This window comes from Citrobacter sp. B72 (assembly GCF_016894305.1).
GTDB lineage: Bacteria > Pseudomonadota > Gammaproteobacteria > Enterobacterales > Enterobacteriaceae > Citrobacter > Citrobacter portucalensis.
The window spans coordinates 2,779,932-2,793,190 of record NZ_CP069801.1 but is presented as its reverse complement, the minus strand read 5'-3'; the positions used below and the strand labels follow the sequence as shown (position 1 = coordinate 2,793,190).

Genomic DNA, 13,259 nt, shown 5'->3' with positions numbered 1-13,259 from the left:
TATCTTGCTAAAAATATGATTTATTCCGAGATATTAAAAAGTGCAAAGCTGGATATTCGCTTATAATCAGGATAAGCTAAAAAAAAGGATTCGATTTACCGGCTAAAAAGGGAAAAATGAAAGGGCCTCTACTTGCATCAGCAGTAACGTATTTCTCCATCCTTTGCTACAGGATGCCGGATAACACCCATGCAGCGGGGCTGGCACGATGATTGTTTCACTGGATAATCTTTACCATTCTGAGTTCTCTTTTCTTCCTGCGAGAAGCGAAAAAGGCGATCTTGAATTCGTCGATATCATCACCAGTTTCGCCAGTGCGCATGGGGATGTGCGTATACCCACCGAGCTGGTCCTACCTCGGATGTCAGACGACGAACAATGTCGTTTATTTGTAGAAAAACTAGAATTAATCGAAACGTGCCAACATTTTTTTATTCAGCGAAAAGTATCCGCCTGGATTAATTTAACGCCAGCAGTTGCTAATACTTTATTATCAGATACTGAATTTGCTTCACAAGTTGAACGATTTTCATTTCTGGAGCTGACTATTAATGAAAGCTATCCGGAGTTAAACAAAGGTAAAGATAATCCAGTATTGGCCGCACTTGCTGCGCGATTTCCATTAGTCCTGACAAACTATGGTTCTGGCGGTATATCAACCCGGGCAATTTTTGACGGCCTGTTCAAACACGTCGTGCTGGATAAAAACTTTGTTCAACAAAGGATTGCACATATTTCGTTTGAACCGTTTATGCGGGCTATTCTGGCGCAACTATCGCCCAGCTGTGAGTCAATAATCATTAGCGGAATTGATACACAAGAGATGCTGGAGCGCGTCTTGCCTGTGGGATTCAGTGCCATGCAGGGAGGATTGTGGCCTGCGGTGCCTCCTGCGCAGATAATTTCGCTCGCTAAGATATAACCCTTTTATTTGCTGGTGTTTAACAGCCTATTAACAGTCTACACTAGAGGCAGGAGGCCCTATGACCCTGTCTTTTACCACTCGCTGGCGTGATGAACTACCAGCAACCTATACCGCGCTTTCACCCACCCCTCTGAAAAACGCGCGCCTTATCTGGCATAACGATGCGCTGGCGGAGCAATTAGCAATTCCTGCGGCGCTATTTGATATTCCGACTGGTGCAGGCGTTTGGGGCGGCGAATCGTTGCTTCCCGGGATGTCGCCTTTAGCCCAGGTTTATAGCGGGCATCAGTTCGGTGTCTGGGCTGGTCAGCTTGGCGACGGACGTGGGATCCTGCTGGGCGAACAACAGCTCGCGGATGGTTCAACGTTTGACTGGCACCTGAAAGGCGCCGGACTCACGCCGTATTCCCGCATGGGTGATGGGCGTGCCGTGCTGCGCTCGACCATTCGTGAAAGCCTGGCCAGTGAAGCGATGCATTACCTGGGAATACCGACCACGCGGGCATTGTCGATTGTCACCAGCGACACGCCGGTTTATCGCGAAACGGTCGAAGCAGGGGCGATGCTCATTCGCGTGGCGCAAAGCCATATGCGGTTTGGCCATTTTGAGCATTTTTACTATCGCCGAGAGCCGGAAAAAGTGCGCGAGTTGGCTGACTTTGCGATTCGCCATTACTGGCCGCAATGGCAGGAAGAAGCCGATAAGTATCAGCTGTGGTTTAACGATGTTGTCACGCGTACTGCGACGTTAATCGCTGACTGGCAGGCGGTAGGATTTGCGCATGGTGTTATGAACACGGACAACATGTCGATTCTGGGTCTGACAATGGATTACGGTCCATTCGGTTTTCTTGATGATTACGTGCCTGATTATATCTGCAACCACTCTGACAACCAGGGGCGATACAGTTTCGATAACCAACCGGCTGCCGCGTTGTGGAACCTGCAACGTCTGGCGCAAACCCTGTCGCCGTTTATCCCGGTCGAGGTGCTAAATGATGCGCTGGACAGTTACCAGCTGGCGCTATTAACTCGCTATGGTCAGCGGATGCGGCAAAAGCTCGGCTTCTTTAGCGAGCAGAAAGACGATAACGAACTGCTTAGCGAACTGTTTAGCCTGATGGCGCGAGAAAGAAGCGACTATACGCGAACGTTTCGCATGCTCAGCGAAACGGAGCAGCACAGTGCGCAATCTCCGTTGCGCGATGAGTTTATCGACCGCGCAGCATTTGACGACTGGTTCACGCGGTATCGCTCGCGCCTTCAGCAAGACAATATTGCCGATGCAGTCAGACAAACACAGATGAAGGCGGCAAATCCGGCGATGGTATTACGTAACTGGCTGGCGCAACGGGCGATTAGTCAGGCAGAGCAGGGGGATTACGCCGAACTGCATCGGTTGCACCAGGCCTTGCGTACCCCGTTTGCCGATCGCGATGACGACTATGCCAGCCGTCCACCTGACTGGGGCAAACGGCTGGAAGTGAGTTGTTCAAGCTAAGGGGCCAGAAATACCTGCGGGGAGGCGTTGGCCGGATGCTGGCCAACGTGTACCTGAGCACCGTACCAGCGCTTCAGATCATCGGCCTGTAACACAGTTTCCGGTGTTCCCTGCGACACCAGCCTGCCGTTGTGCAGCAGCACTATTCTGTCTGCCCACAGTGCGGCGAGGTTCAGATCGTGAAGCACAATGCACACATGCAGCTCACCCGAAGCGGTTAGCGTTTTTAGCATGCGCAACAGATGCTGCTGGTGGTAAAGATCCAGCGCGGAGGTCGGTTCATCAAGGAATAACCAACCGCGAGGCGCACCGTCGCACCAGAGTTGCGCCAGCGCACGGGCTAACTGCACTCGCTGTTGCTCACCGCCGGAAAGCGCGGCGTATTGCCGGCCTGCCAGAGGCGTACATCCGGTCATCTCCATTACCTGTGCAATAAGCCCAGGTTCCGGTCGTTGGGTCCAGGGCGCGCGACCCATCGTGATGACGGCCTCTACCGGCCAGTCAAATCCCAGTTGCGTTTGCTGACGCATTACCGCCCGGTGTCGCGACAGCATTTGGGTAGGCCACTCCTCCAGCGGTTTGCCCGCCAGCACGCAGCGCCCGGTAGCCGGTTTCAGAAAACCGGTCAGCAGGCGTAGCAGAGTGGATTTCCCCGCACCGTTTGGGCCGATCAGCGCCACCAGTTCACCTTTTGTAAGGGCGAGCGATACGTCGTCGATCACCGCTCTGCCAGCTACGTGATAGTGAAGCCCTTCAGCGATGAAATGTTCAGCCATGCGGTCCTCGCTGACGAAAAATAAGCCATAAAAACCACGGTGCGCCGAGAAGACTGGTCAACAGACCGACCGGCATCTCCGCAGGCGCAACCGCCGTACGGGCCAGCGTGTCGGCAATCAGCAATAAAAACGCGCCCGCCAGCACGGAACCCGGAATAACGGCCCGATGGTCTGAGCCGAGCCACATACGTATTAAATGTGGGATGACCAACCCGATAAAGCCAATCACGCCGCTTACCGCCACGGCTGAGGCAACCAGTAATGCGCTACAAAGCAGCAAAATACGCTGGATTGTACGCACATCAACGCCGAGATAATGCGCCTCTTCCTCACCCAGCTGCAGAAGATTCAGCGCCGGAGCAAGTCGCCAGATGATCAGCACTGTCGGGATTGTCAGTGAAGTGACAGCCAACAGTGTGGACCACTGCGCGGCCCCCAGACTTCCCATTCCCCATAGCGACAGCTGGCGCAGTTGCGCATCATTACTGACCCACGACAAAACGCCAACCGCCGCCCCACAGAGCGCGTTAATGGCAATGCCGACCAGCAGCAGGCGTGAGAGTGAACCGTCGCGCTGTTGGCTGAGGATAAAAATCACTACCGTTGCCGCCAGCGCGCCGAAAAAAGCGGCCAGCATTGGAGCATACAACATCAGCAGCGCGGGCAAGGAGACAGGCAGCACCACCCACAGGGCCACAGCGCAGGCGGCGCCGCTGCTTATTCCCAGTAATCCAGGGTCTGCAAGTGGATTGCGAAACAGCCCCTGCATCACGCAGCCAGCGAGCGCCAGAGAACCGCCAATCACCAGCGCCAGCAGGACGCGGGGCAGACGAATCGTGAGCCAGATTTGACGCAATGCCTCATCGTCATCACGCCAGAGCAGACTTACCGGCAGGCGCAACGCGCCAAAACCGGTAGCCAGAACCGTCATTACAATCAGCATCAATGCCAACATCCACAACGAACAGGTGATCCGCCGGGACATCAGGGTAATTGCTCCGCTTTAGCACGAAGCTGCAAAATAGCCTGTGGCGTGCGAACGCTGAAGCCCAACAGCGCCATATCGTCAACCTGCAACACCTGTTTATTCCGCCCAGCAGGTGTTTGCGCCAGCCCCGGCAGCGCCCACAGGTTTGCCTCGCCACCCATCGCCTTAACACCTTCTTGTGAAATCACTACCAGATCGGGCTGGCTGGCAATGACGCCTTCTTGTGACAGCGGCTGATAGCGATTAACGCCCTGCATCGCGTTGCGTAGACCAGCGGCACGAATCGCCGCATCGGCTCCGGTTTGCTGGCCCGCCGCCATCGCGGTCATCCCACCATGATTGAGAATAAACAGCACACGTTTATTAAGTTCAGATGACGGGAGCGTCGCCAGTTCCTGACGTAACGTTGCGCGCAGCGTTTCGCCGTCGGCCTCCCGATGGGTAGCCTCGGCGATAACCCTAACTTTTTCATCAATCGCGTTAAGATCGTTGCTTGCTGGGATCGTGACAACCCTGACGTTGCTCTGCTCGATCTGTTTTAACACCAGAGAAGGCTGCGCCTGCGCGCTGGCAAGGACCAGCGTAGGGCGTGTGGCAAGGATCCCTTCGGCGTTGAGCTGGCGCAAATAACCAACATCAGGTAACGCGGTTGCCGCAGCAGGCCATTGGCTGGTGCTGTCTCTCGCCACAAGGGAGGGTTGTGCTCCCAGTGCGTATACGATCTCGGTGACATCGCCACCGAGGGCAACAACTCGTTCCTCGGGTGCAGCCAGTGCGGCGAAGGGCAGCAGCGCGATCAGGGCCAGCAGTTTTTTCATGCGGCCAGTCCTTTCGGCGTTAGCGCGTCAATCTGTGTGCGCCATTGTGTCTGTTCCGGCTCGCCTTCCGTACGTTGACCATACAGTTGTGCGATTTGCGTACCGTCGGCAGCAAACAGTTCCAGACTGGTGACGTGACCATCGGCGGTCGGTTTGCGCGTTACCCACGTTTCGGCCACGCTCTCTTCCAGCAGATGCAGGGTAAAGGTTGGGTTGAAGATGTTTAGCCAGCCTTTCATCGGTACCAGTTTTTCAATCACGCCGGTAAAAATCTGTACACAGCCGCGATTACCCACAAAAACCATAATTTCGTTGCCATCCTGACGCGCGGTGTCGAGTAACTGCGCCAGTGCGCTATTAGAAACCTTACAGGCCAGATCGTCGCCCACCAGATTAAACGCTTGTTGACGGGTGAGTTCATGGCGTTTCAGCAGACCGAAGAACTGGTGGACATCGGTCATCGCTCGCCACTCTTGATCGACGGTCTGCGCATCGACTGTGACGGCGGCAGGCGCAGAATTGTTGGCGGGTTGCAGTGCCAGCGGCGGGTTTTCTGCAAAGATGAAACGGGTCAGCAACGCTGCCCATTCCTCAACGAGGGTATTTTGCGTGGTATAGACCTTTAGCAGCGCATCTCCCTGATGGTCGAAGAACTGAATGCTCTGACGCTCACCATGGGCGGTTGTTTCGCTGATATGAAAGGTACTGGCCCACTGATTCAGGAACAGACGCAGATCGAGGGCGCGCGGATTGAGAACCAGTCCGGCATGACCGTTGAGGTGCTGATTGGTAAAAGCACCTACCTGCTCATGTACTGCGTATTCATTGCGGCAAATACATTTGGTTTCGCCAACTGCTTCCAGTGCGCTGAGAATTTCACGCACTTCACCACGTAAGCGCCAGGCGTCGTGACCGACGCGAGCAAAGGTCAGTTCGGCTTCGCTAATATTCATCAACCCCGCAATATCACGTGCGTATTTGCCAGGATTTTCTTTCTTCAGTTCCAGCCAGCGTGTGTAATGATTCATTGTCTCTTCCTTCCAGATTGCGGCCCCGGCGAACCGGGGAAAAGTGATTACCACTGATAACTCACGAAAATTTTGCCATTACGACCATCCTGCGGAATGCCTTGCGGTGACCAGTACTCTTTGTCGAAGGCGTTGCCCAGTAGCAGCGTGGTGGTCATGCCTTTCAGCGCTTGTTGGCCCTGATAGCTCACGTAGAAATCGTTTACCGCATAGCCGGGCTGTTTAGCGTAGGTGCTGCTGATATGCGTTGAACGGTCAGCAAATGTCCCTATCCAGCCGACAGAGAAACCGCTGTGCGCAACCGGCACATTCAGTTTGCTGGTGACGGTGTCAGGGTTAATGCTGGAAATGTATTCGCCGGTGTCAGTATCTTTTCCGCGTGTGCGGTTATAGGCCATGTCGAGGCTGAACAGGTCGGTGGAATATTTCGCCATCACGTCCCAGCCCCAGATTTTGGCGTTGGGTACGTTATAGGACGTGGTTGTCGCAGCGGCGAAATCGACGCTGGTGGAGATGTAATCTTTCGCTTTGGTGTCGAAATAGCTGGCTTTAAATTCGAGCGCGTCGCTCGCCATCAGAAGATCGTCAAAGCGCAGGCCAAATCCGTATTCCTGTGTTTCGTTGGTTTCCGGGCGCAGGTTAGGGTTCGGCACCCAGTAGTTGGTGTAAAAACGACCAATCGAAAAGTGTTTCGCATCGTTATACATCTCGCCCATAGTCGGGGCACGGAAAGCCTGAGCGTATGAACCGAACAGCATCAGCCAGTCAGTTGGCGCAACCGTTAATCCGGCGCGGGACGACCATTTATCGGCATCGACATCTTCATAACCGTCGCTGCTGCCGCGATAAGAGTCATAACGGGTACCGCCCAGCAGCGTAACCGGCAGGTCGCGCAGGGTGATTTCATCCTGGAGCCAGCCGGAGCTGAAATCGATCTTAGCCTCCGGGAAACCAGTTGTTGCTCCTCCCGGTTGTTGTTCCTGACGATAGTATTCACCGCCGTAGGTCAACAGGTGAGATGCAAAAGAGTCGGTAAACAGACGGCTGCGGTTGTCGATCTTCCCGCCTTTGGTGGTTTGCTTGCGAAATTCGCCAGTGTTATCTGCATTCTGAGCATTAATGCGCGCTTCGGACCAGTAGATACGGGCGTCAGCGTTCAGCCAGTCATTGTCCGCCGGAGCGAGCGAGTAGGTCAGTTGCGCATCACGCTGGATCGTTGAACGGTTGGTCATCGGATTGCTGGCATCCGCCGCGCTGGTCTGCGGGTTTTTAGGTTCCCGGGCGTCATTATTGTAGTAACGCAGCGAACCGGCCAGCGTCTGGGCGCTGTCAATTTTCCAGCTACCTTTCGCCAGCATATTGTTAATTGCTTCGTCATTCGGCGCAGTAGTACCGTCACTCTGGCGTAAATCACCGCGATCGCGGCTGGACCAGGCAAGCAGTCCGTCCAGCGTATCGGTACGGCCATACGTGCTGGCGCCCATGCCGAGACTGTGATCGCCGGTCGCCGCGGTACCGAACACGCGATAACCACTGTTTTGCCCGACTTCCAGTAGATCTTTGGCATCTGCAGTGTCATAGGCGATCACGCCGCCTAGCGCGCCGCTACCGTACAGTAGTGCGGAAGGGCCACGCACGACTTCGATGCGTTTGATAAGCGCCGGGTCGAGGAAGGTACTGTTCAGGTGTCCGGTGTCGGTTCCCTGGCGAACGCCGTCAACCAGCACCAGAACGCCGCGTCGATCATACCCGCGCAGATTCACGTCCTGGCCGTTGGTACGGCCCGTACCATCAAGGGTCAGGCCCGGAACCTTACGTAACAGGTCGGCAGCTGAGCTGGCGGTTTGGTTTTCTGGTGCAGTGGCATCAATGACGCTGACCATCATCGGTGCTTCAAAGGCGCTACGGGCATTGCCGGTGGCGGTAACGGTCATATCCTCGACCGCCGCATAGGCGACGGCGGGCATGTTACCGATAATCGCCAGCGCCAACAGCGATGGGCGCAGGGAAGCGGTGTGCAGGTAAGGCATAGCAACTCTCCATTAGGAAATCGAAAAGCGCTGGCTGCCTGGGTATGACCTGGGTGGCTGGCGAAATGTGTTGTTTATTTAGTCAGAATGAGTTTTCCGGCTTGTGTCTGGCGCAGCAGGTAGTGCTGACCATCATGTTCTATGATCACGCGTCCTTCGTTACCAAGCAGGGTTTTACTGTCAATTCGTCGGTCGTTTGGCGCGACGGAAGGCGGTGTTTTGTCTTTTGCAGGCGTTGCCGTTGTGTTATCCATACGTGACATAGTGTTTAAAAATAACAATCAATGTAACAATGATAATCATTATCATCAAACTGCAAATTTGCGGCAAGCGTTTTTGTGAAATAATTGTGACGAGAACGTTTTTTGCGCAATAAGAAAGGGAAAAACAAGGGATTAGCGCCGGGCAAGCTGATATTGCCCGGCGAACAGCATTAAAAACGGCTATCAACCGCAGAGGCGAGTTTTTCAACCAACAGTTCGGTATCTTCCCAGTTCAGGCACGGGTCGGTAATGGACTGACCGTAAACCAGCGGCTGGCCGCTAACGATTTTTTGCGTACCTTCACGCAGGAAACTCTCCGCCATAATCCCGGCAATCGCCGTCGAACCATTGCGAATTTGCTGGCATACATCATCACAAACGTCCAACTGACGGCGATGCTGCTTCTGGCAATTGCCGTGGCTAAAATCGACCACCAGATGCTCAGGCAGGGAAAATTCGTGCAGGGTATCGCAGGCGGCAGCAATATCTTCAGCATAATAATTCGGCTTTTTACCGCCACGCATGATGATATGCCCGTAAGGGTTACCGCTGGTCTGGTAAATGGTCATCTGGCCGGTTTTATCCGGCGAGAGGAACATGTGACTGGCGCGGGAGGCGCGAATCGCATCGACGGCGATGCGCGTGTTGCCATCCGTTCCGTTCTTAAAGCCGACCGGGCAGGAGAGCGCGGAGGCCATTTCACGATGGATCTGACTTTCGGTGGTGCGCGCGCCAATAGCTCCCCAACTGATTAAATCGGCAATAAACTGGCCGGTCACCATGTCGAGGAATTCAGTCGCCGTGGGGACGCCCAGTTCGTTGACCTGCAACAGCAGTTTTCGCGCCAGTTCAATACCGTGGTTTACACGATAACTGCCGTTCAAATCCGGGTCGGAAATCAGGCCTTTCCAGCCTACGACGGTGCGTGGTTTTTCAAAATAGGTACGCATCACGATTTCCAGACGCGCCTGGTGCTTAGTGCGCAGCGCCTGTAATCGTGTCGCGTATTCCATCGCGGCATCAAGATCGTGAATCGAGCAGGGACCTACGATCACCAGTAAACGGGGGTCTTCACCATTTAAAATTTTTTCTATCCGACGTCGGGAGTCCGTAACATGACGGGCGACGGAGGATGAAACAGGATGCCGTTGCGCAAGCTCTGCTGGAGTGACCAGGTTGTCAATACGCGCAGTACGGAGTTCATCGGTTCTGTTCATTACTTGTCTCAGAAATTTGTTGCTTCAACGGCAGGACTACCGGGAAGTGATGTACATCACAATATCACACTCATCCTGCCTGGTGGCGAGCATAATAACAAAAAATCGAACCAATGCACTAGCATTCTAGTACATGCGACGATTCAGTCCCATGATATCGAGGATCTTGGTAGCAATCTCTTCTACCGAATAATTGGTACTGTTCAGCCAGGGGATCTGGTTTTTCCGGTACAGCGCTTCTACCTCAGCGACTTCCATACGGCACTGACGCAGCGAGGCGTAACGGCTGTTCTCACGGCGTTCTTCGCGGATGGCCGCCAGGCGCTCAGGGTCGATAGTCAGACCGAACAGCTTATGCTGCAACGGCTTGAGGGAAGTGGGCAGTACCAGATTATCCATATCATCGGCAATAAAGGGGTAGTTGGCCGCGCGGATACCAAACTGCATGGCCAGATACAAACTGGTCGGGGTTTTGCCGCAACGGGAAACGCCGAGCAGGATCACCTGCGCCTGATCGAGGTTGCGCAACGAAATACCGTCGTCGTGGGCGAGGGTGTAGTCAATGGCAGCAATGCGCGCGTCGTACTTGTTGAGGTTACCGGGATTCAGACCGTGAGTGCGATGGGCGATAGGCGTAGGGTCGAGTTTCATCTCGTGTTGCAGTGGGGCAACCAACGCCTGCACGATATCCTGACAAAATCCTTCGCTTTGCAGAATGATCGAGCGAATTTCCGGCAGGACGATGGAGTAAAACACCAAAGGGCGCACGCCAGTTTGTTGGTAAATAGCGTCAATCTGGTCTTTAACCGCGCGCGCACGACTCTCATTTTCCACAAACGGCAGCGTAATACTGCTGATCGTGACAGGAAATTGCGACATCACCGCGTGACCCAATACCTCGGCGGTGATGGCCGTACCATCAGAAATATAAAATACGTGACGATCAACAGCATTATCCATTTTGCTCATCCTGGGGCAGATATAATTCTCTGAAAGCATAAATTAAAATTCGCCAGAAGCGAATATTGCCGCATCTATTTTATAAAATGAAACGGTATTTTTATATTTAATGAAAAGTGGATTTCATTTTTCGGAACAAATGTTTATACCGATCGTTTTTGTGGTGATCCCGTGTGGCTCGCGGGTTTGCGCAAATGCGGAAACAATCTGAAAAAATAAAAAATAAAGTTGCTTGAACGATTCACCGTTTTTTTCGCCGGAGTAAATATGCCAAGATAATTACGCAAAATTGAGTTTCCTAACCTCGTTCATATATAAGGATTGTTCGATGTCCAACAATGGCTCGTCACCGCTGGTGCTTTGGTATAACCAACTCGGCATGAATGATGTAGACAGAGTTGGAGGCAAAAATGCCTCCCTGGGTGAAATGATTACTAACCTTTCAGGTATGGGTGTTTCCGTACCGAATGGTTTTGCAACGACCGCCGATGCGTTTAACCAGTTTCTGGACCAGAGCGGTGTAAACCAGCGCATTTATGAGCTGCTGGATAAAACGGATATCGACGATGTCACTGAGCTTGCGAAAGCCGGGGCACAGATCCGCCAGTGGATTATCGACACTCCTTTCCAGCCCGAACTGGAAAATGCCGTCCGCGATGCCTACGCGCAGTTGTCAGCGGACGATGCCAATGCCTCTTTTGCCGTGCGTTCTTCCGCTACCGCAGAAGATATGCCAGATGCGTCATTTGCCGGTCAGCAGGAAACCTTCCTCAACGTCCAGGGATTTGATGCCGTACTGGTTGCCATCAAACACGTATTTGCCTCGCTGTTTAACGACCGCGCGATCTCTTATCGTGTTCACCAGGGCTATGACCACCGTGGCGTCGCGCTCTCTGCTGGCGTTCAGCGGATGGTACGTTCTGACCTCGCGTCCTCAGGCGTAATGTTCTCCATCGATACCGAATCCGGTTTCGACCAGGTTGTCTTTATCACGTCCGCCTGGGGCCTGGGCGAAATGGTCGTGCAGGGCGCCGTTAACCCGGATGAATTCTACGTGCACAAACCGACCCTGGCGGCTAACCGTCCGGCGATCGTCCGTCGCACAATGGGATCGAAAAAAATCCGCATGATTTACGCGCCGACCCAGGAACACGGTAAGCAGGTGACCATTGAAGATGTCCCGCAGGAACAACGCGACATTTTCTCCCTGACTAACGAAGAAGTGCAGGAACTGGCCAAGCAGGCGGTGCAGATCGAGAAGCACTACGGTCGTCCAATGGACATCGAATGGGCGAAAGACGGTCATACCGGCAAGCTGTTCATTGTTCAGGCGCGTCCGGAAACTGTGCGTTCTCGCGGCCAGGTGATGGAGCGTTATACGCTGCATGCTCAGGGTAAAATTATTGCTGAAGGTCGCGCCATCGGCCACCGCATTGGCGCGGGTCCGGTCAAAGTCATTCATGACATCAGCGAAATGAACCGCATCGAACCAGGCGACGTACTGGTTACCGACATGACCGACCCGGACTGGGAACCGATCATGAAGAAAGCGGCAGCAATTGTCACTAACCGTGGCGGTCGTACCTGTCACGCGGCAATCATTGCCCGTGAACTGGGGATCCCGGCCGTGGTGGGCTGTGGCGATGCGACCGAGCGCATGAAAGATGGTGAGAAGGTAACCGTCTCCTGTGCCGAAGGCGATACCGGTTATGTTTACGCTGACATGCTCGACTTTAGCGTGAAGAGTTCCAGCGTGGAGACCATGCCGGATCTGCCGTTGAAGGTGATGATGAACGTCGGTAACCCGGACCGGGCTTTCGACTTCGCCTGTCTGCCAAACGAAGGCGTCGGCCTGGCGCGTCTGGAATTTATCATCAACCGCATGATTGGCGTACACCCGCGTGCGCTGCTGGAGTTCGATGACCAGACGCCTGAGCTGCAAAATGAAATCCGCGCCATGATGAAAGGTTTCGATTCTCCGCGTGAATTCTATGTCGGTCGTCTGACGGAAGGGATCGCGACGCTGGGTGCGGCGTTTTATCCAAAACGCGTCATCGTGCGTATGTCGGACTTTAAGTCCAACGAATATGCCAACCTGGTCGGCGGTGAGCGTTATGAACCGCATGAAGAGAACCCGATGCTGGGCTTCCGTGGGGCGGGCCGTTATGTTGCCGACAGCTTCCGCGACTGCTTCGCGCTGGAATGCGACGCAGTAAAACGTGTCCGTAACGACATGGGCCTGACTAACGTTGAAGTGATGGTACCGTTTGTACGTACCGTTGCCCAGGCGAAAGCGGTGGTGGAAGAGCTGGCACGCCAGGGGCTGAAACGCGGCGAGAACGGACTGAAGATCATCATGATGTGCGAGATCCCGTCTAACGCCTTGCTGGCCGAGCAGTTCCTCGAATACTTCGACGGTTTCTCCATCGGCTCAAACGACATGACGCAGTTGGCGCTGGGTCTGGATCGTGACTCTGGTGTGGTTTCTGAACTGTTTGATGAGCGTAACGACGCGGTGAAAGCACTGCTGTCGATGGCGATTCGTGCAGCCAAGAAACAGGGTAAATACGTGGGTATTTGCGGCCAGGGACCTTCTGACCACGAAGACTTCGCGGCCTGGCTGATGGAAGAGGGGATCGACAGCCTGTCGCTGAACCCGGACACCGTCGTACAAACCTGGCTGAGTCTGGCTGAACTGAACAAGTAACATCATGCCTTATCCGGCCTATTCAATGTAGGCCGGATAAGATGCG

Annotated in this window: 11 protein-coding genes; 3 read left to right on the top strand and 8 right to left on the bottom strand. The window is 54.1% G+C overall.

The features are described 5' to 3' along the window. Positions 1 to 208: 208 nt before the first annotated feature. Together JQN59_RS13300 and selO are read left to right on the top strand one after the other, a co-directional pair. Positions 209 to 922 carry an EAL domain-containing protein gene (locus tag JQN59_RS13300; RefSeq protein ID WP_048214327.1) on the top strand — a complete coding sequence of 238 codons (714 nt, stop codon included), beginning with the start codon at positions 209 to 211 and terminating at the stop codon, positions 920 to 922. A gap of 61 nt (positions 923 to 983) precedes the next feature. Next, a complete protein-coding gene (selO, locus tag JQN59_RS13295; protein ID WP_103014603.1) occupies positions 984 to 2,426 on the top strand; it encodes a protein adenylyltransferase SelO in 1,443 nt (480 codons plus the stop codon). On the opposite strand, the gene JQN59_RS13290 is transcribed toward selO, so the two are convergent. The 8 genes from JQN59_RS13290 to ppsR all read right to left on the bottom strand — a co-directional run bounded on the left by JQN59_RS13290 (position 2,423) and on the right by ppsR (position 10,506). Continuing rightward, on the bottom strand, positions 2,423 to 3,202 hold the full coding sequence (locus JQN59_RS13290) for a heme ABC transporter ATP-binding protein (protein WP_103014604.1): 780 nt from the start codon (positions 3,200 to 3,202) through the stop codon (positions 2,423 to 2,425). The genes selO and JQN59_RS13290 overlap by 4 nt on opposite strands. Further along, a complete protein-coding gene (locus JQN59_RS13285) occupies positions 3,195 to 4,187 on the bottom strand; it encodes a FecCD family ABC transporter permease (protein WP_103014605.1) in 993 nt (330 codons plus the stop codon). The genes JQN59_RS13290 and JQN59_RS13285 overlap by 8 nt, the downstream gene beginning before the upstream one ends. Continuing rightward, positions 4,187 to 5,008, bottom strand: coding sequence for a heme/hemin ABC transporter substrate-binding protein (locus JQN59_RS13280; protein WP_103014606.1), 822 nt, complete (start codon positions 5,006 to 5,008; stop codon positions 4,187 to 4,189). The genes JQN59_RS13285 and JQN59_RS13280 overlap by 1 nt, the downstream gene beginning before the upstream one ends. After that, positions 5,005 to 6,036, bottom strand: coding sequence for a hematinate-forming heme oxygenase ChuS (gene chuS / locus JQN59_RS13275; protein ID WP_048226740.1), 1,032 nt, complete (start codon positions 6,034 to 6,036; stop codon positions 5,005 to 5,007). Before chuS ends, JQN59_RS13280 begins: the two co-directional genes overlap by 4 nt. A 47-nt stretch (positions 6,037 to 6,083) precedes the next feature. Then, positions 6,084 to 8,066, bottom strand: coding sequence for a TonB-dependent hemoglobin/transferrin/lactoferrin family receptor (locus JQN59_RS13270; protein WP_149607153.1), 1,983 nt, complete (start codon positions 8,064 to 8,066; stop codon positions 6,084 to 6,086). Between the two features lie 74 nt (positions 8,067 to 8,140). Next, a complete protein-coding gene (gene hemP / locus JQN59_RS13265) occupies positions 8,141 to 8,329 on the bottom strand; it encodes a hemin uptake protein HemP (RefSeq protein WP_003832599.1) in 189 nt (62 codons plus the stop codon). Positions 8,330 to 8,499: 170 nt separating this feature from the next. Next, complete coding sequence (aroH, locus tag JQN59_RS13260; protein ID WP_003030555.1) at positions 8,500 to 9,546, bottom strand: 3-deoxy-7-phosphoheptulonate synthase AroH; 1,047 nt, start codon at positions 9,544 to 9,546, stop codon at positions 8,500 to 8,502. Between the two features lie 126 nt (positions 9,547 to 9,672). Beyond that, a complete protein-coding gene (gene ppsR, locus JQN59_RS13255; RefSeq protein ID WP_003832602.1) occupies positions 9,673 to 10,506 on the bottom strand; it encodes a posphoenolpyruvate synthetase regulatory kinase/phosphorylase PpsR in 834 nt (277 codons plus the stop codon). Positions 10,507 to 10,834: 328 nt separating this feature from the next. On the opposite strand from ppsR, the gene ppsA reads away from it, so the two are divergent. After that, positions 10,835 to 13,213 carry a phosphoenolpyruvate synthase gene (gene ppsA, locus JQN59_RS13250; RefSeq protein ID WP_003832604.1) on the top strand — a complete coding sequence of 793 codons (2,379 nt, stop codon included), beginning with the start codon at positions 10,835 to 10,837 and terminating at the stop codon, positions 13,211 to 13,213. Positions 13,214 to 13,259 lie beyond the last annotated feature (46 nt).